The 23,222-nt window shown below is 72.7% G+C and carries 23 protein-coding genes, 1 pseudogene and 1 riboswitch; of the genes and pseudogenes, 15 read left to right on the top strand and 9 right to left on the bottom strand.

Translation table 11 applies throughout. The annotated features are described in order from the left end of the window. Positions 1-9: 9 nt before the first annotated feature. Complete coding sequence (locus FHX75_RS10630) at positions 10-1,170, bottom strand: DegT/DnrJ/EryC1/StrS family aminotransferase (RefSeq protein WP_154938515.1); 1,161 nt, start codon at positions 1,168-1,170, stop codon at positions 10-12. After that, positions 1,167-2,150 (bottom strand): UDP-N-acetylglucosamine 4,6-dehydratase (inverting), encoded by a 984-nt coding sequence (pseB, locus tag FHX75_RS10625; RefSeq protein ID WP_154938513.1) that lies wholly within the window; start codon positions 2,148-2,150, stop codon positions 1,167-1,169. Before pseB ends, FHX75_RS10630 begins: the two co-directional genes overlap by 4 nt. A gap of 337 nt (positions 2,151-2,487) precedes the next feature. On the opposite strand from pseB, the gene FHX75_RS10620 reads away from it, so the two are divergent. Beyond that, the gene (locus FHX75_RS10620) at positions 2,488-4,224 is read left to right on the top strand and encodes a hypothetical protein (protein WP_154938511.1); all 1,737 of its coding nucleotides are present in this window, start codon (positions 2,488-2,490) and stop codon (positions 4,222-4,224) included. Between the two features lie 69 nt (positions 4,225-4,293). On the opposite strand, the gene FHX75_RS10615 is transcribed toward FHX75_RS10620, so the two are convergent. Continuing rightward, positions 4,294-4,830 (bottom strand): GNAT family N-acetyltransferase, encoded by a 537-nt coding sequence (locus FHX75_RS10615; RefSeq protein WP_246157832.1) that lies wholly within the window; start codon positions 4,828-4,830, stop codon positions 4,294-4,296. A gap of 62 nt (positions 4,831-4,892) precedes the next feature. Between FHX75_RS10615 and FHX75_RS10610 the strand changes: the two genes are divergently transcribed. The 4 genes from FHX75_RS10610 to FHX75_RS10595 are packed head-to-tail and all read left to right on the top strand — an operon-like array spanning position 4,893 to position 7,554. After that, on the top strand, positions 4,893-5,144 hold the full coding sequence (locus FHX75_RS10610; protein ID WP_170285331.1) for an acyl carrier protein: 252 nt from the start codon (positions 4,893-4,895) through the stop codon (positions 5,142-5,144). Beyond that, positions 5,141-6,379 carry an AMP-binding protein gene (locus tag FHX75_RS10605; protein ID WP_154938509.1) on the top strand — a complete coding sequence of 413 codons (1,239 nt, stop codon included), beginning with the start codon at positions 5,141-5,143 and terminating at the stop codon, positions 6,377-6,379. Before FHX75_RS10610 ends, FHX75_RS10605 begins: the two co-directional genes overlap by 4 nt. Continuing rightward, the gene (locus tag FHX75_RS10600; protein WP_154938507.1) at positions 6,372-7,118 is read left to right on the top strand and encodes an SDR family NAD(P)-dependent oxidoreductase; all 747 of its coding nucleotides are present in this window, start codon (positions 6,372-6,374) and stop codon (positions 7,116-7,118) included. The genes FHX75_RS10605 and FHX75_RS10600 overlap by 8 nt, the downstream gene beginning before the upstream one ends. Further along, positions 7,102-7,554 (top strand): hypothetical protein, encoded by a 453-nt coding sequence (locus FHX75_RS10595; RefSeq protein WP_246157831.1) that lies wholly within the window; start codon positions 7,102-7,104, stop codon positions 7,552-7,554. Before FHX75_RS10600 ends, FHX75_RS10595 begins: the two co-directional genes overlap by 17 nt. 100 nt (positions 7,555-7,654) lie before the next feature. On the opposite strand, the gene pseI is transcribed toward FHX75_RS10595, so the two are convergent. The 3 genes from pseI to FHX75_RS10580 form a co-directional block, all read right to left on the bottom strand. Further along, on the bottom strand, positions 7,655-8,707 hold the full coding sequence (gene pseI, locus FHX75_RS10590) for a pseudaminic acid synthase (RefSeq protein WP_154938505.1): 1,053 nt from the start codon (positions 8,705-8,707) through the stop codon (positions 7,655-7,657). Positions 8,708-8,850: 143 nt separating this feature from the next. Further along, positions 8,851-9,993, bottom strand: coding sequence for a glycosyltransferase family 2 protein (locus FHX75_RS10585; protein ID WP_154938503.1), 1,143 nt, complete (start codon positions 9,991-9,993; stop codon positions 8,851-8,853). An 89-nt stretch (positions 9,994-10,082) separates the two neighbouring features. Then, complete coding sequence (locus tag FHX75_RS10580; RefSeq protein WP_154938501.1) at positions 10,083-11,408, bottom strand: polysaccharide pyruvyl transferase family protein; 1,326 nt, start codon at positions 11,406-11,408, stop codon at positions 10,083-10,085. Positions 11,409-11,711: 303 nt separating this feature from the next. On the opposite strand from FHX75_RS10580, the gene FHX75_RS10575 reads away from it, so the two are divergent. From FHX75_RS10575 to FHX75_RS10555, 5 genes are all read left to right on the top strand, one after another. Further along, a complete protein-coding gene (locus FHX75_RS10575) occupies positions 11,712-12,923 on the top strand; it encodes an acyltransferase family protein (RefSeq protein WP_154938499.1) in 1,212 nt (403 codons plus the stop codon). Positions 12,924-13,260: 337 nt separating this feature from the next. Then, positions 13,261-13,668 (top strand): hypothetical protein, encoded by a 408-nt coding sequence (locus tag FHX75_RS10570; RefSeq protein WP_154938497.1) that lies wholly within the window; start codon positions 13,261-13,263, stop codon positions 13,666-13,668. A 151-nt stretch (positions 13,669-13,819) separates the two neighbouring features. Then, entirely contained in the window at positions 13,820-14,584 is a 765-nt protein-coding gene (locus FHX75_RS10565) for a hypothetical protein (protein WP_170285330.1), read from the top strand. A 303-nt stretch (positions 14,585-14,887) separates the two neighbouring features. Further along, positions 14,888-15,028: riboswitch (cyclic di-AMP (ydaO/yuaA leader) on the top strand. 236 nt (positions 15,029-15,264) lie between these two features. Continuing rightward, on the top strand, positions 15,265-16,092 hold the full coding sequence (locus FHX75_RS10560; protein WP_154938493.1) for a C39 family peptidase: 828 nt from the start codon (positions 15,265-15,267) through the stop codon (positions 16,090-16,092). 105 nt (positions 16,093-16,197) lie between these two features. Then, a complete protein-coding gene (locus FHX75_RS10555; protein ID WP_154938491.1) occupies positions 16,198-16,953 on the top strand; it encodes an alpha/beta fold hydrolase in 756 nt (251 codons plus the stop codon). Between the two features lie 153 nt (positions 16,954-17,106). Here FHX75_RS10555 and FHX75_RS30690 read toward each other — a convergent pair whose 3' ends face one another. Then, positions 17,107-17,268, bottom strand: a complete 162-nt coding sequence (locus tag FHX75_RS30690) for a hypothetical protein (protein ID WP_170285329.1) — start codon at positions 17,266-17,268, stop codon at positions 17,107-17,109. A gap of 385 nt (positions 17,269-17,653) precedes the next feature. On the opposite strand from FHX75_RS30690, the gene FHX75_RS31565 reads away from it, so the two are divergent. Then, positions 17,654-18,109 (top strand): hypothetical protein, encoded by a 456-nt coding sequence (locus FHX75_RS31565; RefSeq protein WP_246157830.1) that lies wholly within the window; start codon positions 17,654-17,656, stop codon positions 18,107-18,109. A 190-nt stretch (positions 18,110-18,299) separates the two neighbouring features. On the opposite strand, the pseudogene FHX75_RS31965 reads toward FHX75_RS31565, so the two are convergent. Next, positions 18,300-18,533 (bottom strand): annotated as a pseudogene (locus FHX75_RS31965) (hypothetical protein); the annotation flags it as partial. Between FHX75_RS31965 and FHX75_RS31560 the strand changes: the two are divergent. After that, positions 18,495-18,656 carry a hypothetical protein gene (locus FHX75_RS31560; protein WP_246157828.1) on the top strand — a complete coding sequence of 54 codons (162 nt, stop codon included), beginning with the start codon at positions 18,495-18,497 and terminating at the stop codon, positions 18,654-18,656. The pseudogene FHX75_RS31965 and the gene FHX75_RS31560 overlap by 39 nt on opposite strands. Before the next feature lie 231 nt (positions 18,657-18,887). Here the strand turns inward: FHX75_RS31560 and FHX75_RS10540 are convergent, their stop codons facing one another. Then, on the bottom strand, positions 18,888-20,105 hold the full coding sequence (locus tag FHX75_RS10540; RefSeq protein ID WP_154938489.1) for an acyl-CoA dehydrogenase family protein: 1,218 nt from the start codon (positions 20,103-20,105) through the stop codon (positions 18,888-18,890). Between the two features lie 276 nt (positions 20,106-20,381). Here FHX75_RS10540 and FHX75_RS10535 point away from each other — a divergent pair, with 276 nt between their 5' ends. The 3 genes from FHX75_RS10535 (at position 20,382) to FHX75_RS10525 (ending at position 23,104) form a co-directional block, all read left to right on the top strand. Further along, positions 20,382-20,933, top strand: coding sequence for a flavin reductase family protein (locus FHX75_RS10535; RefSeq protein WP_211364379.1), 552 nt, complete (start codon positions 20,382-20,384; stop codon positions 20,931-20,933). Beyond that, complete coding sequence (locus FHX75_RS10530) at positions 20,927-22,255, top strand: PucR family transcriptional regulator (protein WP_154938487.1); 1,329 nt, start codon at positions 20,927-20,929, stop codon at positions 22,253-22,255. The genes FHX75_RS10535 and FHX75_RS10530 overlap by 7 nt, the downstream gene beginning before the upstream one ends. 285 nt (positions 22,256-22,540) lie before the next feature. Continuing rightward, positions 22,541-23,104 (top strand): dihydrofolate reductase family protein, encoded by a 564-nt coding sequence (locus tag FHX75_RS10525; RefSeq protein WP_154938485.1) that lies wholly within the window; start codon positions 22,541-22,543, stop codon positions 23,102-23,104. Positions 23,105-23,222: the final 118 nt, after the last annotated feature.

Raw genomic sequence — 23,222 nt, 5'->3', positions numbered from 1 at the left:
GTTCCCCCGTCAGGCGGCGGCGGGACGTGCCGGGACGCCCCGCAGCGCCGCGCCCAGCGCGTCGATCACGCGATCCTGGTCGGCGTCGGTCAGAGTCGGGAAGAGCGGCAACGACAACTGCTGCTCGTAGAACGACTCGGCCACCGGACAGGATCCGCGCCGGTAGCCGAGGTCGGCGAAGGCCGGGTGCCAGTGCGCCGGCAGGTAGTTGACCTGGACGCCGATGCCGGCGGCCCGCATCCGGTCGTACACCTCGCGGCGGCGGCCGTCGAGCACCCGGATCGGGTAGAGGTGCCAGGCCGGGGCGGCCCACGAGCGGCGGCCGGGCCGCAGCACGCCGTCCAGGTCGGCCAGCGCCTCGTCGTACCGGGCCACCAGCCGGGCGCGGGCGGCGAGGAAGTCGCCGAGCCGGCGCAGCTGGCTGCGGCCCAGTGCGCAGAGCACGTCGGGCAGCCGGTAATTCAGGCCGAACTCGTGCACCTCCTGGTGCCAGCCGCCCTCGTCCGGCCAACGCAGCGCGTCCCGCTCGCGGACCAGCCCGATGTTGCGGAACCGGCGGGCCCGGGTCAGCAGCTCCGCGTCGAGCGCGGCGACCGCGCCGCCCTCGGCCGTGGTCAGGTTCTTGGTGGGGAAGAACGAGAAGGTGGTCAGGTCGGCCAGCGAGCCGACCGGCCGGCCCCGGTAGGTGGCGCCGATGGAGTGCGCCGCGTCGGCCAGCAGCAGCGCGTCGCTGCCGGCGAGGGCGCCGCGCAGGGCGTCGTAGTCGGCCGGGTGGCCGGCGTAGTCGACGGCGGAGACCACCCGGGTACGCGCGGTCGTCGCGGCGGCCGCCGCGGCCGGGTCGAGGGTGAAGGTCTCCTCCTCGACGTCGGCGAAGACCACCTTCGCGCCGAGCGCCACCGCGCTGCTGGCGGTGGCGACGAACGTCATCGGCGGCACCACCACCTCGTCGCCGGGACCCACCCCGGCCGCCGCGTACCCGACGTGCAGCGCGGCGGTGCCGTTGGAGACCGCCGCGCAGCCGACCCCGCCGGTCCAGCTCGCCAGGTCGGCCTCGAAGGCGTCGACCTGCGGGCCGGTGGTGAGCCAGTCGCTGCGCAGCGCGGCCACCACGGCGGCGACGTCGTCGGCGGTGACCGACTGCCGCCCGTACGGCAGCATCGCCGTCACGCGCCGAGGCCGAGCATGTCGCGCAGCTGCTCGACGCTCAGCCACTCGTCGTTGGTGTCCGACTGGTACGCGAACCCGTCCGGCACCGGCTCGCAGCCGACCGGCGGCTGGTAGCCCCAGGTCGCGATGGTGGGCTGGACGATGAACCGGTCCTTGGCGCGCAGCGTCCGCCGGCTGTCGTCCGGGGCGATCATCTCCTCGTGCAGCTTCTCGCCCGGCCGGATGCCGATCTCGTGGGTGGTGGCGTCCGGGGCGACCGCCTCGACCAGGTCGAGGATGCGCATGCTGGGGATGCGCGGCACGAACAGCTCGCCGCCCTGCATCTGGTCGAAGCTGTCCATGACGAACTGGACGGCCTGGTCGAGGGTGATCCAGAACCGGGTCATCCGCTTGTCGGTGATCGGCAGGCTCTTGCCCTCGGCGGCCAGCCGGCGGAACAGCGGCACCACCGATCCGCGACTGCCCACCACGTTGCCGTAGCGGACCACCGCGAAGCGGGTGGGGTGCTGGGCGGCGTAGTGGTTGGCGGAGACGAAGAGCTTGTCGCCGACCAGCTTGGTGGCGCCGTACAGGTTGATCGGGCTGGACGCCTTGTCGGTGGAGAGCGCGATGACCTTCTTGACGCCGGCCTCGATCGCGGCGTCCACCACGTGCTGGGAGCCGGTGATGTTGGTGGCGATGAACTCCGACGGGTTGTACTCGGCGGTGTCCACCTGCTTCAACGCCGCCGCGTGCACCACGTGGTCGACGCCGTGCATGGCCCGGGTGAGCCGGTGCCGGTCCCGGATGTCGCCGATGAACCAGCGCAGCCGCGGGTCGTCGCCGAGCTGCTGGCGCAGCTCGTACTGCTTCAGCTCGTCGCGGGAGAAGACCACCACCCGGGCCGGGTCGGCCTCGGCCAGGATGTGCCGGAGGAAGGTCCTACCGAAGGAACCGGTGCCGCCGGTGACCAGGATGGAGGATCCCGTCAGCTCGCTCAATGTGGTGCTCCCATGATCGCAGGTTGTGCGCCGGTGGCCGGGGGCCACGCGACCGGACGGACGCTAGCCACGGCGGGTTAACACCCCGACGCGCCCGGGTGAACCGACCGCGCTGGTCCCGTGAATGCCGGACACCCGGCAGGCGAACACTTGCGCCGACCTCGCCGAGCGGCTGACCGGCGGGAACTGTGCTGGCTACAGTGACCGCGCGTACGCGACGGCGGGCCCCGGCCCGGTCGCCCTCCGGCCCCGCGCCGCCGGCCACCACCCTCCGCCCGACCCGCCCGCCGCGACCCGCCGCGCGGCCGGCGCGGCTCACCAGCGACCAGGAGACGAGATGACGTCCGACGTACGGGAACGGGTCGCCGACCCGGCCGACCCGGCCGAGGCCCCGGCGGCGCCGGCCCGGCGGCGCTGGCTGGTGCCGGCGCTGCTGGTCCTGGGCTGGCTGGCCGGGGTGGCCTGGCGGATGTGGCTGGCCCGGCACGTCGCCCTGCCGATCGCGCACACCGACGAGGACAGCTACCTCAACACCGCCCGGGCACTGGCCGGCGGGCCGGGCGGCTTCAGCAGCGAGAACGGCCCGCTGCGCCGGGTCGGCTACCCGATGCTGATCTCCCCGGCGTTCCTCGGCGAGCGGGACTTCACCGACAGCTACCGCCTGGTGCAGCTGATCAACGCGGTGGTCAACGCCACCGTGCTGCCGCTGGCGTACCTGCTGGCCCGTCGGCTGCTCGCGCTGCGCCGCTCGTACGCGCTGGTCGCCGCCGCGGTGGCCGCGACCTTGCCGGCCACCGCCTTCTACGCCGAGGTGGCGATGATCGACGCGGTGCTGGCGCCGCTGGTGCTGGCCTGGCTGCTGGCCGTGCACCGGTGGGTCGCCCGCCCGGGAGCGCTGGCCGCCGCGACGGTGGGCACGCTGGTCGGCGCGTTCCACCTGCTGCACTCGCGGGGCCTGGTGATCGTGGCGGTGCACGCCGGTCTGGTCCTGCTGCTGCTGGTCCGCCGCCGGGCCACCCTCGCGCAGGGGCTGGCCGCGGTGCTGCCCGTGCTGGCCCTGGCCCTGGTGAACGCCGCCGGCATCCGGCTGCTCGGCGACCGGGTCTACCTGCTGGGCAACCCGCCCGGCGGCGGCACCGTCCGGGCCGTCGCCTCCGGCCAGGGGCTGCTGCGGCTGGGGGCGGCCGTCGCCACGCAGCTCTGGTACCTGGTGGTGATCACCTTCGGGATGGCCGGGATCGCCTGGGCCGCCGCGGTGCGCGAGCTGCGCCGGCGCGGGGGCGACCCGGCCGTCCGCTGGACGCTCGGCGTCGCCCTGGTGACCAGCGTCGGGGTGGCCGGCGGCGCGTCGGTGATCCTGGCCGGCATCACCACCAAGCCGCTGGACGCCATCTACGGGCGGTACGTGCAGATGCTGGCCCCGTTCTGGCTGCTGGTCGGGGTGGGGGTGCTGCTCACCGTGGCGTACCGGGTGCTGCTGGCCCGGGCGGCCGTCGCGGTCGCGCTGCTGGTGGGGGGCGCGGCGCTGATCGCCGCCCGGCTCGCCTACGTGGCGAGCCGGGGGCACGAGCTGCGCTACGGCGGCTTCGGCGCCCCCGACCTGATGGCGCTGACCGGCGGCTGGCGCGAGTTCCGCCCGTTCACCGGGGCGGCGGTGGGCGCGGTGGCCTGCCTGCTGCTGGTCGCCGCGGTCCGGGTGCCGAGGCTGCGGGTGCCGGTGCTCGCCGCGCTGGTGGTGGTGAACCTCGGCACCATGCAGGTGATCACCGACCGGCTGGTCCGGCCGATGGTGGCGGCGACCGCGCCGACCCCGCGCCTCGCCGACCTCGGGGTACGCCCCGGCGAGCGGGTCTACGCCTCCGTCGGCGTGCACTACATCCTGCGGTTCAACCTGAGCCACCAGGTGACCTGGAGCGACGTGCGGTGGTTCAGCGACCGGCCGCCGGCCGCCGCCGACGTGGTCTTCGCCCGCTGGGCGCCCGGCGCCCCGGACGACTGGGACGGCACCCGCTACGGCTTCGTCCGCCTCGGCGGCAATCCGGGCCAGCACTGGGCGGCCTGGCGGCGCGGCTGACGGTTCTTTCCCGACGTCGATGAACGGGGAATGGCCGGCCGGTTAATGCGCGGCGGACAATTGTCGACATCAGCGCCGTCGACGATTCTCCCGATCCAGCGAAACGGGGACGACGGTGATTTCCCGCCCGTCGTGCACCTGCATTTCGGGGATGCCCTCGACGAACCGGAACCGGCGGTTCATCTGGCGGACCACCGTGTTGTCGGCGAGCACCTCGCCGTCGAGCCGGTCGAGCCGCAGCTCGTCGAAGGCGTGGTCCACCGCCGCCCGCATCACCTCCAGCCAGGCGGGCAGCGTCTCGCCCCGCTCGGCCAGCCCGTCGGCGTCCAGGTAGAAGCCCCAGGAACCGGTACGCGGACCGTCGAGACGCAGTTCGAAGAAGGTCACCACGCCGCAGGGCCGCCCGTCGCGGACGTACACCAGCACCCGCCGGTTGGGGTCGGTACGCACCCGCGACCACCACGCGGCGTGCTCCTCGGCGGTGATCTCGTGACTGTTCTTGCTGACCTGCCGGTTGGTTTCCTGATTACGCCAGGACAACATCAGGTTAACGTCGTCCTCGGTCGCCCCACGCAGCACGTCGACCTCTTTCCATCCGATTCCCACGGGCCCCGGAAACCCTACCCGGGAAATGCCGGGACCAATTCCCGGGCTGTACACTCCGCCGCATGAACGAATTGAGTCGCGCGCAGATCCGCGACCTCATGGCGCAGGTGCTCGCCAACCAGGGCAAGGTGCTCCCGGACGACGACGCCGCCGACCTGCGGGAGATCGGCTTCCGGTCGCTGGACTTCTCCGAGCTGGCCCTGCGGGTCGAGGACGAGACGGGGGAGGAGTTGAACTTCGACGCCCCCGGCCTGCGCCGGATCGCCACCGTCGGCGACGTCCTCGACTTCCTCGGCACGCTCCAGCGGCAGTGACCATCACGACCTCCACCCCGGCCGGCCTGGACAACCGGGTCGTCCTCGGGGGTGCCGCGCGCACCTGGCGGGCGCTGCCCGCGCCGGCGCTGCCATCGCCCGCCGCGGTCCTCGCCGCCGGCTCCGCCGACGCGCTGGCCGCCGCCCGGCAGCACGCCGAGCACGGCACCGAGCTGCTGCTGAGCACCGCCCACCGGGTCGACCCGGCGATGCGGGACGAGCTGCGCGAGGCCGGCTTCGCGCTGACCACCCTGGACGCCGACGGGCCGGTGACCGTACCGCCCACCCGGCCTCGCCCCGCCGAGCCCGGCCGGCTCTGGCTGCTCACCTCCGGGTCCACCGGGCGGCCCAAGCGGGTCGGGCACACGCTGGAATCGCTGACCACCGTCCGGGGCGCCCAGCCGGAGCGGACCTGGCTCTGCCCGTACGCCCCCGGCACGTACGCCTGGTGGCAGGTGGTGACGCTGTCGCTCACCCAGCCCGGGCAGCACCTCGTGGTGGTCGACCCGGACGAGCTGGACGAGTGGCCGGCCGTCGCCGCCGCGCACGGCGTGGACGCCGCCTCCGGCACGCCGACCTTCTGGCGGCGCACCCTGCACCGCGACGGCACGGCGCTGGCCCGGGTGCCGCTGCGCCAGCTCACCCTCGGCGGGGAGCCGGTCGACCAGGCCGTCCTGGACCAGCTCCGCGCGGTCTTCCCGACCGCCCGGATCTCCTGGATCTACGCCTCCTCCGAGGTCGGCGCGTCCATCGTGGTGCACGACGGCCGCGCCGGGTTCCCGGTCGACTGGCTGGACCGGGAGGTGCCCGGCCGGCCCCGGCTCTCCGTCGACGGCGAGGAGCTGGTGGTCAGCTCGCCGTACCACGGGGTCGGGCTCGACGGGCCGGTGCGCACCGGCGACCGGGTGCAGGTGGTCGACGACCGGGTGCTGATCACCGGCCGGCTCGACTCCGACGAGATCAACGTCGGCGGCAGCAAGGTCTCCGCCGGGCTGGTCCGCGGCGTGCTCACCGCCCACCCCCGGGTGGCCTGGGCACGGGTCACCGGTCGGCGGGCCCCGGTGCTCGGCCGGATGGTCGTCGCCGAGGTGGTGCCGACACCGTCCGGCGACCCGCTGGACGAGGCCACGCTGGTGCGCTGGTGCGCCGACCGGCTCCCCGACTACGCGGTGCCGCGCCGCATCCGCATGTTCACCGAGATTCCCGTCAAGGAGACGTTGAAGAGCGATGTCTGACTCCCCGCTCGTCCCGCCCAGCACCGTGGTCCTCGTCTCCGGCGGCTCCCGGGGGCTGGGCCTGGCCATCGTCACCGACCTGCTCGACGCCGGCGTACGGGTGGCGGCCTTCGCCCGTACCGTCACGCCGGAGCTGGAGAAGCTGGCCGCCGAGCATCCCGACCGGGTGCACGTCGGCGCGGTCGACGTCACCGACCCGGCCGCCACCCAGGCCTTCGTGCGGGAGGTGGAGGAGCGGCTCGGCCCGATCGACGGCGTCGTCAACAACGCCGCCGTCGGCCAGGACTCGCTGCACGTGCACACCTCCACCGGCGACATCGCCCGGATCATCGAGACCAACCTGACCGCGCCGTTGCAGCTCACCCGCCTGGTGATCCGGCGGATGCTGGGCAAGGGGCTGCGCGGACGGATCGTCAACATCACCTCGATCTGCGCGCAGCGCGGCTTCCCCGGGTTGGTGGCGTACTCGGCCACCAAGGGCGGCATGGACGCCGCCACCCGCTCGCTGGCCCGGGAGCTGGGCGGCCGGGTGCTGGTCAACTCGGTGGCGCCCGGCTTCTTCGCCTCGGAGATGTCCGCCGTGCTGGGCAGCACCCAGCTCGACCAGATCGTCCGGCGCACCCCCACCGGCCACCTCACCGAGCCGGAGGAGGTCGTGCCGGTGGTGCGGATGCTGCTGCGCGAGCAGACCAACATCAACGGCCAGGTGATCGTGGTGGACGGTGCGGCCTCCGTCTGACGCCGCGCTGTCCCGGCCGGGGCCCGCCACCCGCGCGCCCCGGCCGGTGCCGGCCCTGCTCGGCACCGCCGAACGGCACCTGCGGGTGGGCCGGCCGGCCGACCTCGGGTACGCCGTCACCCGCAGCCACCTCGACGACGGGCGCTGCGTCGGCTGGTACGGCCCACCGACCCCGGGCTGGCGGGTCGCGGTGGACGCCGAACGGGCCGACGCGGACGTCCCGCCCGCCCTGGCGCACCGCTTCGGGCGGGCCGACTTCTGGGCCCGTTGGACCCGTGCGGAGAGCCTCTGCAAGCTGGCCGACGTGCCGGTGGCCGCCTGGTGGCGGCGGCACGGGCTGGCCGTACCCCCGGAGAGCCGGGCGGTATGGCGGACCCTGCGCCTGGACGACCTGGTGGTCACGGTGGCCTTCGCCCCGGCGCGCCCCGGCCCGTGACGCTCGCCGCCTCGCGGCATGTCGCGGTGTCGCCCCTTCGGGGCAGCGCGACGTGCCGCGCCCGGTCCGCTCGGCACGGACCGGGCGCGGGATGGTCAGGTCAGACGAGGTCCCAGCTCAGCGGGGTGCCGCGCGGGACGTCGACGGCGAAGGTACGGCCCAGCACCTTCTCGATCTCCACCGGCGGCAGCCCGCCCGCGGGCCGGATCGACCGCACGTTGTCGGCGGTCACCGGGTCGCCGGCGCGCACGTCCGCCACCACGTAGAGCGAACGGCGGAACCGCAGCCCCTCCCGCTCGGCGGGGGTGGGGCCGATCGCGGTACCGCCGAGCGCCGCGTACGCCCGCCCCGACTCGACCACCAGCGCGGCCAGCTCGTCCGGGTTGAGGGAGAAGTCGGAGTCCACCCCGCCGTCGGCGCGGTCCAGCGTCACGTGCTTCTCGATGAAGCAGGCGCCCAGCGCCACCGAGGCGACCGGCACGCCGATGCCGGGGGTGTGGTCGGAGAGCCCCACCGGTACGCCGAACGCGTCGGCGAGCACCGGGATGCGGCGCAGGTTGCTGTCGGCCGGCGGGGCCGGGTAGGAGGCGGTGCAGGCCAGCAGCACGATGCCGCCGGCCCCGCCCTCCCGGGCGGTCCGCACCGCGGCGTCGATCTCGGCCACCGTCGCCATTCCGGTCGAGATCACCAGCGGCTTGCCGGTGCCGGCGACCAGCCGGATCAGCGGCAGGTCGACCAGCTCCGACGAGGCGATCTTGTACGCCGGCGCGTCCAGCTCCTCCAGCAGCTCGACGGCGGTCGCGTCGAACGGCGACGAGAAGACGGTCAGCCCCCGCTCGCGGGCGCGGGCGAAGATCGGCGCGTGCCACTCGTACGGCGTGTGCGCCCGCTCGTAGAGCCGGTACAGGTTCTGCCCGCCCCACAGCTCGTGCCCGCCGGAGATCCGGAAGGCCGGGGTGTCGACGTCGATGGTGATCGTGTCCGGCCGGTACGTCTGGAGCTTCAGCGCGTGCGCCCCGCTGGCCGCGACCGCGTCCACGATGGCCAGCGCCCGGTCCAGGTCACCGTTGTGGTTGCCGGACATCTCGGCGACCACGAAGGGCCGCTCCCCGGCGCCGACCACGTGCGGCCCGATCTTCACTGTCGTCGTCATGTCCGACCTCTGTCCGCTGTGCGTCCGCGCAGGCGCGCGGTCCCTGCCTCGTCGTCCGGGGACGACCTGGAAAAACTCCGCCGCCGGTTGCCGACCGGACCGGGTCCGGACATCACGGCGGCGCGACGTGTCGACCCTCGCCGTCACGGCGTGCCGTGACGGGCCAGCGCGTCGGTCGCCTCGGCCCGCTCCGCCGGGTCGGCGGCGACCCGGTCCGTACCCGCTGGCGCGACGGCGGCACCGGCCGGGGGCGCGGCGGGCCGGCGCAGCCGACCGGCCAGCCGGTGGGCCTGGCGCAGCGCCGCGTACGCGAGGTAGTTGTCCCGGCCCACCAGCCGGTGCTTGAGCCCGGCCACCCCGCCGGGGCGGGGGTAGCCGCCCGCCGGCAGGTGGCGACGGTACTGGGCGGCCACCCGGTGGAAGAAGTCCCGGCGCAGGTGCGGGTGCAGCCGGTCGTCGTTGCCGACCACCACCAGCATGTGGTTGACCATCAGCCCGAACAGCTCGGCCCGCAGCCGCTCGTCCGGGTACCGCCGCCCGACCCAGTCCAGCAGCCGGTCGTACTGGTCGAAGGCGTCGAAGTGCCGGCCGCTGCGGGTGGAGGTGATGGCGCCCTGCCGGCCCTGCCGGTAGAGGTAGCAGACCCGGTCCAGCACGGAGATCTTCTCCGCGCCGATCAGCAGCGGGTGGCTGAACGGGATGTCCTCGTACCAGCCGGGGTGGAAGCGCAGCTCCAGCTCGTCCATGAAGGCGCGGCGGACCACCTTGTTCCAGGCGGTGTGCTGCACCCGCAGCAGCTGCGGCCGGTCGGCCAGGCGGACCACGTCGGGCACCCCGCGCAGCAGGGGACTGCTGGCGTCCAGTTCCCGCCGCCCGCCCTCGTGCACCCGTACGTGGTCCAGCAGCAGCACGTCCGGGCGGTGCGCGCGCAGCCGGTCCAGCACCGCGGGGATGGTGCCCGGCGGCAGCCAGTCGTCGCTGTCGACGAACCAGACGTAGTCGCCGGTCGCCACCGCCAGGCCGGCGTTGCGGGCCGGGCCCAGCCCGACGTTGCTGCTCAGGTGCACGGTGCGGACCTCGGACCGGCCGGCGGCGTACGAGCGCAGCATGTCACCGCACCGGTCCGGGGAGGCGTCGTCGACGGCGACCAGCTCGACCGTGCCCCGCTCGCCGGCCGGTATGTCCGCCCGGATCGACTCGAGGCACTGGTACAGGTACGCCTCCACCCCGTGGACCGGCACCACGATGCTCAGCAGAGGGGTGGCGCGCGTCGGCTCGTTGACCACGCCGCCACCCTGGTGCACCCGGGTGGACGGCCCCGGAACCTGACGTATCCGGTGGAGATGGAGTTACTGAACAGCCGCCGAGCGGCGGGTTAACGACTCAGGATCCGCCGTACCGGCGCGCCGACCGCCCGCCTGACCCGGGCCCGCAGCCGCTGCTCCTCCAGCGTCCGCACCTGGCCGTCCAGCGCGGTGTTGCGGTCCCGCAGCCACTGGATCCGCTCCAGCAGGGCCTCCGGGGAGGTCGAGGTGGCCGGGCGGACGGCCGGCGGGAAGCTGGTGGCGCGGACCCGCTCGTCGAAGCGGGCGGTGGCGTCCCCGTCGTCGAACGCGTTGCCGAGCCGGTGCGCGGCGAGGAACGCCGTCATTCGCTCGTAGCGGGCCCGGTGGCCGGCGTGCAGGGCGGTGTAGTCCGCCTCGGCGTAGAGCTGCGCGGCGTCGACGTCGGCGGGCACCTCCTTCATCGTCCGGTGCGGGATGTCGAAGTACCGGGCCAGCTCCAGCGTGCGCGAGTCGTGCGCGAAGAGGTAGCCGGGGGTTCCGGCGACCAGCGCGGTGATGGTGCCGTGGATGCGGGTGCCGAAGGCGAAGTCGAACCCGGAGAGGTAGTCCATCCAGGTCCACGGGTCCAGGAACATCCGCACCTTGTCCTCGACGAACAGCGGGTGGGAGGTGTGCACCGGGATCGGGCTGGTCTTGCCCCGGTCCTCCGGGGCGTCGCCGTAGAGCAGCGTGCCGAGGGTGGTGAGGTCCTGCGGCAGGTAGCGCAGGTTCGGGTAGCGCCGGTGGTGCGCGGCGATGATCTTCGCCATCGACTTGACGTACGGGGAGACGGTCAGCGCCACCCGGGCGTCCGGCTCCAGCGTCGGCCTGGTCTTCTCCACCGTCAGCCGGTCGCCGTGCAGGAACATCGACGGGCAGCCGATCACGTCGACCGCCGAGAAGCCCAGGGTGCGCAGGTAGCTCTCGGTGATCTCGCCGCGTACGCCGATGCTGGGGGAGCGGTCGAGCACGGCCCGGACGAACCGGCTGACCACGGCGTCGATCGGGCGCAGGTACTCCCGGTCGCCGGTGACGTCGGTCTGCACCCCGACGCCGAGCACGACCACCGGGATCTTCAGCCGCTCGACCAGCCGGGTCATCAGTTCGATGCGGTGCGCGTAGCTGCGCCGGAAGGCGTTGGCCAGCGGTACGACGTAGACGTCGTACCGTTCGTTGATCTCGTCGGCGTCGCGCGGGTTGACCTTGAACTCGGTCGGCGTGATCTCGGCGGTCGTCGTGCTGAGCAGCTTGTGGGCGGCGTGGCTGAAGACGAGGTTGCCGTTGTTGACCCCGATCCAGTCGCCCTCGAAGGCCTCCTCGGCGGAGCGGACGTCGAACGGGCCCTTCTTCGCCCGCATCAGGATCCGCTGGTGCATCGCCGCTCCATTTCGTGGTCCACGCGTGCCGGGGCGGCCTGGAGGGAGGACGCCGGCCGGCCCGCCGCCGGGCACGACGTCGGCTGCGGGTCCGGGGAATATTAGGGCAATCTGCAGCCCGCGTACATCTCCCGGTGGGTCCGCGTCCCCCGGCCCGGTCGTGGCGGCCCCACCAGCCGGTAGGGTGCCCGGACGGTGGCACGACCGGTGCCGCCGTCCGGCACCGGGCCGCGGTCGCGGCGGCGAGCGGCCGGGGGAGGAGAGGTACGTGCGGGTGAGCGTGGCGACGGCGGGGTGCCCGGCATGACGAGCGCGCAAGGCGCACCGACGGCCACGGCGAGCCGGCTGCCCTCGCTGACCGGGCTGCGCTGGGTGGCCGCGATGCTGGTCTTCGGCTACCACGCGGGCACCATGCGGATCGTCGGCGAACCGGACTACCAGGCGGTCGTCGGCGGGGTGTTCACCCTGGGCCTGTCCGGGGTGCAGTTCTTCTTCATCCTCAGCGGGTTCGTGCTGGTCTGGTCGGCCCGCGACGGGGACCGGCGGCGCGACTTCTGGCGGCGGCGGCTCGCCAAGATCTACCCGAACCACCTGCTGACCTGGGTGGCGGCCCTGCTGGTGATGTGGTGGTTCGCGGACACCATCGTGCCCCGCGCCGCGCTGGAGAGCCTCCTGCTCGTGCAGGCCTGGGACCCGACGCCCGGCTACTTCTACGCCATCAACACGGTGAGCTGGTCGCTCTCCTGCGAGCTGTTCTTCTACCTCTGCCTGCCGCTGGTGCTGCCGGCGCTGCGCCGGGCCCGCGCCGGCCTGCTCTGGGCGGTGGTGGCGGCGGTGCCGCTGCTGATCGTGGCCCTCTGGCCCGGGCAGGCGCTGGTGCCGGAGGAGAGCACCTGGTGGTTCACCCAGATCTTCCCGGTGGTCCGCTCGCTGGAGTTCTGGCTGGGCGTGGCGGCCGCCGAGCTGATGCGGCGGGGCCGCTGGCGGGGGCCCGGCCTGCCGCTGGCCAGCCTCGTCTTCGTGGTCACCTGGGTGGTGGCGGCGCAGTGGATCCGCGCCGAGCTCTGGGCGGCGATCCTCTCCGTGGCGTACATCCTGGTCATCACCGCCGCGGCGGACGCCGACGTGCGCGGCCTGCCCTCGCCCTGGCGGCACCGCCGGCTGGTCTGGCTCGGTGAGGTCTCGTTCGCCTTCTACCTGGTGCACGTGCTGGTGATGGTCACCGTGCTGCGGGCCACCGGCCACCTCGGCGTCGGGCTGCCCGGCTGGTGGGGACCGCTGGCGGTGCTCGGCTTCCTGGCGGTGAACCTGGTGCTGGCCGCCCTGCTGCACCGCTGGGTCGAGACGCCGATGATGCGCCGCCTGGCCCCCCGCCGCCGGCCCCGCCTCGCCCCGTCCACCCTGGACGCGGAGACTGCGCCGGCGCCGCGCCCCACGCCGGCGCCGCGGGCGGCCGCCGACGGCCCGCCGGCCGGCCGACCCATCGAGTACGCGGGCCCGCGCGACCCCCACTGACCCCACGTCCACCCTGGCCGGCGCGCTCCGGTTCGGTCCCCGTGCCCGTGCGCCCCGCGCGGTTTGCGGCATGTCGCGGTGACGCTCGTCCGGGATCGCGCGACACGCCGCAAACCGCGCTGGTCGGTCGCTGGGACTCCATCGGCAGGTGTTCGTTGGCCGCCCGCGCTCGTGCCCATGCGCCTCGCGCCGTTTGCGGCGTGTCGGGGTGACGTCCCCGAGGGAGGGCGCGACACGTCGCCAACGGCGGGCGTTCGTCACGTCGCACGGTGGTGAGTGTCGCGCCGACACGCCCGGCGACGCTGCGATCACCCGGCATCGGCGGTAGCGTGGTGCCGTGCTCCCGGTCGCGCTCACCAGTCCTCTGTGGTGGGTGGCGCGCTGGAGCTCCCGGCTGCTGACCGGCCTCGCCCTGGCGGTCGCGCTCTCCCTCGGCGGTCCGGCCGGGCCGGACGCCGGCGCGCTCCCCGCCGCCCCGAGTCCGGCGGGCGCCCCGGTCCTCGCCGACCTGGCGGTGCCCGACGGGTCCGCCGTCCGCGCGGCCGCCGTCCCCGCCGTGACGATCGCCGCCGACGACGCCCAGAGCGCGGGCCGCGCATCCGTCGCCCCGCCCGCCGCGCCGCTCGCTCAGGTCACCTCGATCGACCCGGTCGGCCGGCCGGCCCATCCGGTCACCGCGCCGCCGCTGCCCCTGACCGGGCTCGCTGCCGGCACGACCGGTCCCCGCGCCCCGCCGGTCGGCTGACCGCCACGCGGGGCCACCCGCGACCGCGCCTTCGAGAACCGCACCACCGCACCCGCTCCCCGGCACGCGGCGCCGCCCCGGCCTCGCCCCGTCGCCCCCGGACCGGTGTGTGACTCCTCTTTCCGCATCCCGCTTCCGGGAGGTGCCCACCGTGAACACCGTCCTCTACCAGTTCCTCGTCGAGGTCCCGACCGCCGCCGCCATCTGGTCGGCCCTGCTCGTACTCGCCCTGACCGTGCTCACCGTGCTGGTCGCCCGCCCCGAGCGGGACCCGGCTCCCGACGAGCCGGTCGTCGACCCGGCCCCGGCCGCCGACCCCGCGACCGAGCTGGCGGATCTGCGTCGGTACGCCGAGGAGGTCGCCGTCGCCGCGGCGGGCGCCGCCCAGACCGCGCGCCGGTGGCGGGAGGCCTGGCTGGCCGCCCAGGAGGAGGTGGACCGGGCCTGGACGGCGTACGACGAGGCGGAGTCCGCCGCCCGCCGGTTCACCGGCGCCGCCGCGCTGCCCGCCCCGCGTACCCCGCGTACGCCGGCCGAGTACGCGGGCCGGGAGCGCTGGCTGCACCAGGCGGCGGTGGCGGCCCACTGGCGCGGCGAGCTGCCGGTGGAGCGGCTGCGGGACGTCTTCGCGCACCGGGACGGGTGGGACCCCCGGCGGCACCCCGTCGAGCAGGAGGTGCTGCTGGCCCGGGCGGTACGCGACGGCCGGCGGGACGCGTACCGGGCGGCGGCCGGGCGGGAGCGGTCGGCGTGGCGGGACGCGGAACTGGCCGCCGAGGCGGCCCGCGCGCTCGCCGCCGAGGCGTACGCGGCGGCGGAGCGGCTGCGTCCGGCGCGGCTGCCCGCCCAGCGGACGGCGACGGCGACGGCGCGGACCGCGCTCGCGGCGCGGTGGCGGCCGGCCCGGGTGGGCTGAGGACGCGACCGAATTGTTACCCGTATTTCCGTGACTCGCGTCACGGCAATCGGGAAACCGGTCATCCGGTCACAGTCGGTGACATCGATCGCGACGAGCGGCAGGGTTTGCCGCCGTGCTGTCCGGTTGTCGCCCGACGGTCCCGGAACAACCGCCTGTCCCATTGAGTGACGTCAGTGCCGAACTGTACGGCAAATTTGTCGCCCTGATCATGTTTACGCAGCTGACGGCGCTTGGCCGACACGTGACCGACCAGTAGTGTCGCCCGGGTCCGGTGCGGTTTCCGATCGCAAGAGGCGACGCCGCGCCGACCCGCTCAATCGTGATTTCACGAACCGGGGACCCATGCACGTCCGGGGTGAATCCGCGGGCCACGGCCCGTGGTAGGGCGCTCTTCCCGCCCGAATCCGTCAGCTAACCCGGTAGGCGGTGTCGGAAGGAGTTCCAACTTTTGCTGCTCCGTCGCATTCCTCGGCTTGATCTCCACCTCGGTACCGGGGTGTTCGTGCCGGTCCGCCGCGCCCTCGCGCGCTGATTCCGGCCCCACCCCGCCGCCCGGTCACCGACCGGGCGCACCCCCGCCGAGCGGCCTCGCACACCGGTCTTGACACCGCGGGTGACGTTTCGTCACGCGCCGGTCCGGCACGCCGCTCCCGCCCTCGTACCGTGGAGGAAAACACGTGAAGCACCCCCTGAAGCGGCAGCTGCGACGCCTGGCCACCGAGCGGTCGTACCAGCTGGTCGCCGGCTCGGCCGCCGCGCTCGTGCTCGTCTCCGGCGCCAGCACCCTGCTCGCCGACGAGGCGCCCGCCCGCCAGCAGACCTCGGCCGCCGTCGCCGAGGTGGCGCCCCGGCTGGACGACGTCGCGACCCGCGGCCAGGCCCGCGTCGGCACCCCGTCCGCCAGCCCGTCGCCCTCGGCCAGCCCCTCGGCGTCGGCGAGCGCCACCAAGAAGGCCAAGGCGGACCCGGACCTGACCCGCAAGGCGGCCCCCAAGCCGCCGTCGACCAAGGTTCTCCGCTACGACTACCAGGCGCAGACCACCTTCTACAACTGCGGTCCGGCCGCGGTGCGCAACGCGCTCAGCGCGGCGGGCGTCGAGCGGACCCAGGCCGAGCTGGAAGGCCCGCTCGGCACCACCGAGATGGGCACCAACTCGGCGCTGGACACCACCCGGGTCCTGAACCAGTCGGTCAAGGGCGACCCGTACCGGACCCGGATGTTCCAGGGCACCCCCAGCTCCGCCCAGATCGACCGGCTCCAGGCCGACGTGATCGCGGCGATCACCGACGGCCGGGGCGTCGTGGCGAACGTGGCGGGGAGCGCCACCGACACCGACGGCGGCTGGCACTCCTTCCCGGGCGGCCACTACATCGCGGTGGTCGGCTACAAGAACGACGGCCGGACGGTCCGGATCGCCGACTCGGCGGACCCGAACCTGCCGTCGTACTGGGTCAGCACCATCGACCTGGCGAACTGGATCGCCACCCGCGGCTACTCCGCCTGATCCACACCGTCGCTCGTCCGGGCACCGGCTCCCCTGGGGGCCGGTGCCCGTCGCCGTTGGCGCGGGTCTCGCGCGGCGGAACCGGGCGATGGCACACTGCGGCCCATGACCGACGACTCGGGTAACCGCCGGCTGCTGTTGCTGCTGCACGGGATGGGCGCCACCGGCGACGTGTGGCTGCCCTGGGCGCCGCTGCTGGAACACCGCTGGCCGGGCCGCTGGCTGGCGCCGGACCTGGCCGGCCACGGCTTCTCGCCGCCGCTGCCCGGGTACTCCTTCGCCGGGTTCGCCAAGCAGGTCGCGGCGGGGCTCGGCCCGGTGCCCGAGAGGGCCCGCCCGGGTGACCGGCTGGTCGTCCTCGGCCACTCCCTCGGCGGGGTGGTCGCGCTGGCGCTGGCCGCCCGCGACGCCGGGCTCCCGGTGGACGCGGTGGTCGGGCTGGGCATCAAGGCGGTCTGGTCGCCGGCCGAGCTGGCCCGGGCGCGCGAGCTGGCGGAGCGCCCGGTGACCTGGTTCGCCACCCGGGACGAGGCGGCCCGCCGCTACCTGAAGGTGGCCGGCCTGGGCGGGCTCTTCGCGCCGGACCACCCGGTGGTCGACGCGGGGCTGCGTGCCGAGGACGGCCGCTGGCGGCTGGCCATGGACCCGGCCGCCTTCGCGGTGGGCGCGCCGGAGCTGCCGGCCCTGCTGGCCGCCACCGACGTCCCGGTGCTGCTGGCCCGGGGCGAGCACGACCCGATGGTCAGCGACGCGCAGCTCGCCGAGCTGGGCGTGCCGGTGGCGACCCTGCCCGGCCTCGGCCACAACGCGCACGTCGAGGAACCGGCGGCGGTGCTGGCCCTGCTCGACCCGTACCTGTGACCGGTTGCGGACGGCGGGCGTCGCCGTCGTGGGCGGCATTCGGCTCGGGACTACCTGCCGACCCGGAGGTTCGAGCTCGCCGTCCACACCGGACGTTGTCACGGCGCTTGGTGTACCGCCGGACGTTGTCCGCCACTGACCGCAGTCCGTTCGTTAGGCCTGACCAGGGGATAAAGCCACGATGACCTCTTCGGTGTGAAGGAACCACCAGCCGTCGATGAGCTGCGCCAGCAGCAGGGCTGAGCTGTCCCAACGGTCCACCAGAATCCGTGGACGTCCGGCGCTGCCCGCGCCCGTCGTCACCCAGTTGGTCACCCAGCCCGAGCTCCTTGACCCCAGGCACGCGCTGGTTCGTATGGCTCTAAGATCCTTCTCTTCGGCAGGTATACGCCTCCGGAGTCCTCGAAGGCGGATTCGCCATGATCCCTGATCCGACTGACGTGAGCGGCCGCCTGGATGTGGCGCTGGCGGGTGTGGCCGCCACGTTCCGGGGCATGACGGCCCACCGGCAGGAGTCCAACTGCGAGTGCCACTGGGGCAGCGCGGAGGAACTGGCACTGCTCAAGACCCCGGACGTGCCGCTTGACGACGACTGCTCCGCCGCACGTACTGGACCACGGACTGGCGCTACCCCGGGCCGCTGCTGCGCCGGATCCTGCCCCAACTGACCCAGGGCCTCGTGGCGGGCCGAGTAGAGCCGATGGCCGGGACGGAGAGCCTGGGACGTCTGTTCACCGCCGGCCGCTGGCAGGAGTGGCCCACCGAGCAACGCAGCGCTCTGCGGGAATTCCTGGACGCCTGGTGGCTTCACGTCCTGGTCGAGCCCGATGCAAAGGTGCCCGCCCATGAGGCCCTGACGCTCCTCGCCGAGGTCACCACGAAGCTCACCCCGTGGTTGACCCTCTGGGCGGAGTTGCTGGTCGACGCGGTGGCGCGGCGGCGGCTGGTTACTGCCGTGGATGAGTGGATGTACGACCTACTGGGCGATGCGCTCCCCTGGTCGAGTTGGCACGACGAGGACACGTGGTGCCGCGCGCTGTCGCTGTGGGTGCTGCGACACGCGCCGGCCGTACTGCGAGAGCACGGCGCGTCGACCGAGTTATACGACCACGTGCGGCTGCTTGGCCTACCCTACGCCGATCGGTGGGACCGATAATCCCGTGTGCAAGGGATGGGTGTGATGACCTGCTGATCAGCGCGCGTACTCGTCCCACGATGGAGGCCAGCGCCTTCTTCGACGGGTAGGTGTAGACCACGCGTTTGGTGCCTCGCTTGCGTTTCCGTTGGATGCGGAAGCCCAGAAAGTCGAAGCCCTGGTTGATGTGGCTGACCTTCGTCTTCGCCTCTGACAGGCGTAGGCCGATCGGGGCGAGGACCTCGGCAACCTGTTCCGGTAGAACCTCCGCGTGCGCCCGGCTGCCGCTGACCATGACCACGAAATCGTCCGCGTAACGGACGATTCGGTAGTTCGGTAGCCCAACCCGGCGACGCTTGGTCCGTTGGTAGTCGGTGCCGCTATCGGTCTGCCAATGCTCGGTGAAGTGCTCATCGAGCACGGACAGCGCCACGTTCGCGAGCAGGGACGACAGAATGCCCCCTTGCGGGGTGCCGGCGATGGTGGCCTGCGCCTGGCCGTCCTCGGCGAGGATGCCCGCGCGCACGCCTTCACCAAGGCCAGGACACGTTTGTCCCCGATCCGTTGACGCAAGCGGTCCATCAGGGCCGGATGCGAAATCTGGTCGAAGCACGCCTCGATGTCAGCTTCGAACACCCACTTGTAGGAGCGGGAGGTGAACTGATGGATCTCAGCGATCGCGTCATGGCTCGGCGCTTCGGGCGGAACCCGTAGGAACACGGGAAAGTCCGCCTCGAAAATCGGCCCCAGCACCAGCTTGAGGGCCGCTTGCAGGGTGCGGTCCCGATGTTCGCGGTCGTCAGATCAGGGCGGTGATCTGCTCCTGGACACCGAGCAGTGCTCGGCCGTAGAGCTCGAAGCCGATCTCGGGGTTGACCACGCCGTGGCGGCTGCCGGTCTCCAGGTCACGCCAGACTCGCTGGAGCGGGTTGGCCTCGGCGAAGCTGCCGGCGCCGTGCACGTTCAGCAGCAGGTCGACGGCCTCGCGGCAGCTGCGGGCGACCGTGCCGACGTCGGCGCGCACGCGGGCTCGGGTGTCGAAGTCGAGGTACTCGCCGGACGCTGCGGCACGGTCGATGTCGCCGGCGGCACGGAGCATGTGGAGCTCTGCGGTGTCGATCAGCTGGGCGGCCTGGGCGACCTGGAGCTGGGTGGTCGGGGCGAGCGAGGACTTGTCGTAGAACGTGTAACTGATGCCGCGGCCTTTGGCGAGGGAGGCTTGCACGATCTCCAGGGCCTGCTTGGCCAGGCCCACCTGGGGTGCGACCAGTACCAGGGCGAGGACCGGCACGAGCGCCGACCGGTAGAGCGCCTCGCCGGTGTGCTCGGTCGGGTAGTCCCCACCGATCGCGCGCGTCACCGAGAGGATGCGGTGGTCGGGCACGAAGACCTCGTCCGCGACCAAGGTGTTGCTTCCGGTGCCGCGCATGCCCGCGACGTACCAGGTGTCCTCGACGGACAGGTCGCTCATCGGGATCAGCGCCATGCCCTGGTCGATCGGCTCGCCGGCCTCGTTCACGATCGGGATGCCCAGGCCGGCCCACTGCGAGTGCAGGCAACCGGAGGCGAAGCCCCACCTGCCGGTGACGACCAGTCCACCCTCGACCTTGCGGCTGGTGGCGGTCGGTGCGAGTACGCCGCACACGCGAGCGGTCGGGTCCTCGCCCCACACCTCCTGCTGGGCGCGGTCGGGAAAGAGCCCGATCATCCAGGCGCTTACGTTCATCAGCGTGGTGGCCCAGGCGGTCGAACCATCGCCCCGGGCCAGCTCGACGCTGACGCGCAAGGAGGTGGTGACGTCGGTCTGGAGGCCGCCCAGGCGCGACGGCACGGAGATCCGGTAGAGGTCCGCGGCCTTGATCGCCTCGATGTTCTCCTCGACCACGCGTCGCTGCTTCTCGGTGGTCTCGGCGTTGCTGCGCAGCAGCGGCACCAGGTTGGCCGCGCGTGCGACCAGCTCGTCGCTGGACGGCACCGCGTCGGCGGTCGAGGGTCGGTCGGTGGTGATAGCGGTCATGATGTGCTCCTGTGCAGGTCTGGTCCCGCCTCGGGTGGGCCGCGGTGGTGTGCGGGATCGCCGCAACCATGCGACAAGGTCACACCGGCTGCCTGCGCTGCCGCACCATACTTCCGGCGCAGCTTTGGACTCGGCGTGATCCCTGTCATGCAGTGCAACGGGCGCCCCGAGCATTGGCCCCGAAGGCCAAGGCAGGTAGGAACGTGACGTCTTAACTTGTAGGGTCGGCGGGAGTCGGACTCCCGGTCACCTGACGTCCCACCTGGAGAATCGGCCATGATCATGACCAGCGTGCAACCACAGTTTGACGCGACGACGTTCCGCCGGGCCCTCGGTCACGTGCCCACCTCGGTGTGCGTGGTAACCTCCTGCGACGACGACGGTCCGACCGGTATGACCGTCGGCAGCTTCACCTCCATCTCGCTGGACCCGCCGCTGGTGGGCTTCTTCGCCGACTCCGGCTCCGCCACCCTTCAGCGGGTGCGTCGGGCGGGGAGGTTTACCGTCAATATGCTTGCCGACGACCAGGGAGCCCTGTGCCAGGTGTTCGCTCGCAAGGGAGCAGACCGGTTCGCCGGCGTTCCGCTGGTGGCGGGCGACCACCCGGCTCCGCGCCTGACCGACGCGCTGGGGTGGATCGACTGTGAGCTCGAGTCGGTCGTCCCGATCGGCGACCACGACGCGATCGTGGGCCGCGTCGTGAATCTCGACGTACCCCCGCTGCCGCGAAGGCCACTGGTGTTCTACCGCGGCACCCTGTGTCAACTCGACGCGCGCACGGTCCCGAGCAAGGGCAACTGGCAGCGCGACCACTACGCCGAATGGTGAGTCGCGACAACCCGCGCCGAATGGTGAGTCGCGACAACCCGCCCGAGCCCGCCGGGCAGTGGGTGCTCAAGCTCTCCGGATCGGGGCGGCATGCTCCAGCCAGCCACGCACCGCTGATCGCGGCTGCCACTGAGACACTGGGCAGCGAGGCACTGGCGTGGGCCGTCGATATGGGGCATGAGATGGCGTCCACGATCATCGCCGAGATGCCGGACTTCAGCGGTGGCGAGGAGGCGTTCCAGACTCTGCGGATGGGAACGGAGTCCTCGACCATCCATGGCATGCTGCTGCTGGTCTCGAACGACCTCGTGACAGTGAGGGCGAGCGAGGAGGCACTCGAGGGTGACCGCGACTTCGCGCGACGGAAGATCCCGCTCGACCACGTGCTGCGCGGCATCCGGTTCGGCCATTCGATCATGTCCCGAGCATTGCTGGAGGCGGCGTCGACCACCGTCGAGGAGCCGATGCGCACAGCGGAGATGAAGCGCAGCTCAGAACTGCTCTTCGCCTACATCGACGACTTTGCCTCAAGCATGGCTACCGAGTACCTCGCTGAGCACGATCGCTGGGTGACCAGCGCGGCCGCCGAACGTGCAGAGCTGGTGCGTTCGATCCTCGATGGGGATCCCGTGTCGGCACCCAAAGCGTCGGCCACACTCGGCTATCCACTGGACCGTCACCACGTGGCGCTGGTGGTTTGGCGGGATCCCGGCAGCGTGGGGACACTCAGCGACCTGCAGCGCGTTGCTTCCCGCCTGCTGGAGGGCAGCGGGTGCAGCGCCACCCTCGTTGTACCCTTCGGGGCGTCCTCGGTGTGGGTGTGGTCATCATGGTGCTCCCGGAACGTCCAGCGTCCCTCGCTCGTGGCCCCGGACGCGCCAGGCGTGAACGTCGCAGTCGGCACCCTGGCAACGGGGGTCGACGGGTTCCGGCAGTCCCACCACGAAGCAGCCCAGGCTGCGGAGCTCATCCGTGGCGGCGCACCGGCCCCCGCATGGCTCACGTGGTACGCCGACGTGGAACTCGCCGTCCTGCTCAGCCGGGATCCGGCACTGGCTCGCGCGTTCGTGTCCCGCGAACTCGGCCAGCTGGCGCAGAACACCCAGGCGGCCGCGGAACTGCGGGAGACCGTAGCCGCCTATCTCGCCTGCGACCGAAGCCTCGCCCGAGCCGCGGACATCCTCCACGTCGCTCGTAACACGGTCGCCTACCGGGTCAAGAAGGTCGAGCAGGAGACCGGCAGGGATCTTCGCGACCGCCGCCTGGAGTACGAATGTGCACTGCGCCTGGCCCAAGCCCTCGGCCCAGCCGTACTCGCCTAATTCACTCGAGGTGGACGCGCAAATGGCCCCCTCGACAACCGGCATGCATGGTGCGATTGGCTTGTTCCGGCGGCTCCCGGCTGTCGAGTCCCACCTGATGCTTGACGAATCCGTCCAGGTGTTGCTTGACGGTTGGTCTAGAGATAAGTGCGGAGATCGTATCGCCGTCCTGGCGCTACGGGTCCTGGCGTGGTGGTGAACCGGCCCTCGGTGTGGCCTGACCGATGATTCTTCCGCGCCGTGCTGGTCTGTACGCCGAGTACCGACTCACGGGAGGCTGACACCATGCGAAAACTGACCTTCGGCATGAACCTGAGCCTGGATGGCTACATCGCCGCGCCCGGCGACGACCTCGGCTGGAGTGTGCCGAGCGACGAGCTGTTCCAGTGGTGGTCCGACCGGGTGAGGGCGACAGGCGTGGCGCTGTACGGGCGCAAACTGTGGGAGACGATGAGCTCCCACTGGCCGACCGCCGACCAGCAGCCGGGTGCCACACCGGCGGAGATCGAGTTCGCCCGCCGCTGGCGGGACATGCCGAAGGTGGTGTTCTCCTCGACGACCAGCACGGTCGACTGGAACACCCGCCTGGTCACCGGCGACGCGGTCACCGAGATCACCCGGCTCAAGGCCGAGGACGGCGGCCCCATGGATATCGGCGGCGCCACACTCGCCGCAGTGGCCATGCGGGACGGGCTGATCGACGAGTACGCGATCGTCACCCATCCGGTCCTGGTAGGTGGCGGCACGCCGTTCTTTGCGGCCCTGGACAACTGGGTGAACCTGACCCTGGTGGAGACCCGGACGTTCCCTGACGGCGTGGTCCTGACCAGGTACGAGACCAGGCGCTGAGTACCCAACCTCGGATCGGCCCGGGCTTCGGGCCGCCCAAGGATCAGGCAGCACAGCTTCATGAGGTCTGTGTCCTGGTCATGCTGCTCAAGGTCCGCTAGGGCTTGGAGTATTTCGC

The organism is Micromonospora palomenae, assembly GCF_007829925.1.
Taxonomy (GTDB): Bacteria; Actinomycetota; Actinomycetes; order Mycobacteriales; family Micromonosporaceae; genus Micromonospora; species Micromonospora purpureochromogenes.
Note: the sequence above shows the minus strand (reverse complement) of the source record. Positions and strands in the feature narration are given on the sequence as shown.

Coding starts and splice junctions, on each gene's coding strand:
- FHX75_RS31565 (WP_246157830.1), top strand. CDS start 17,654: ATGGCCGGGACGGAGAGCCTGGGACGTCTGTTCACCGCCGGCCGCTGG.
- FHX75_RS10580 (WP_154938501.1), bottom strand. CDS start 11,408: ATGCACCAGCGGATCCTGATGCGGGCGAAGAAGGGCCCGTTCGACGTC.
- FHX75_RS10555 (WP_154938491.1), top strand. CDS start 16,198: ATGACCGACGACTCGGGTAACCGCCGGCTGCTGTTGCTGCTGCACGGG.
- pseI (WP_154938505.1), bottom strand. CDS start 8,707: ATGACGACGACAGTGAAGATCGGGCCGCACGTGGTCGGCGCCGGGGAG.
- FHX75_RS10535 (WP_211364379.1), top strand. CDS start 20,382: ATGATCATGACCAGCGTGCAACCACAGTTTGACGCGACGACGTTCCGC.
- FHX75_RS10610 (WP_170285331.1), top strand. CDS start 4,893: ATGAACGAATTGAGTCGCGCGCAGATCCGCGACCTCATGGCGCAGGTG.
- FHX75_RS10540 (WP_154938489.1), bottom strand. CDS start 20,105: ATGACCGCTATCACCACCGACCGACCCTCGACCGCCGACGCGGTGCCG.
- FHX75_RS10575 (WP_154938499.1), top strand. CDS start 11,712: ATGACGAGCGCGCAAGGCGCACCGACGGCCACGGCGAGCCGGCTGCCC.
- FHX75_RS10600 (WP_154938507.1), top strand. CDS start 6,372: ATGTCTGACTCCCCGCTCGTCCCGCCCAGCACCGTGGTCCTCGTCTCC.
- FHX75_RS10530 (WP_154938487.1), top strand. CDS start 20,927: ATGGTGAGTCGCGACAACCCGCGCCGAATGGTGAGTCGCGACAACCCG.
- FHX75_RS10525 (WP_154938485.1), top strand. CDS start 22,541: ATGCGAAAACTGACCTTCGGCATGAACCTGAGCCTGGATGGCTACATC.
- FHX75_RS10620 (WP_154938511.1), top strand. CDS start 2,488: ATGACGTCCGACGTACGGGAACGGGTCGCCGACCCGGCCGACCCGGCC.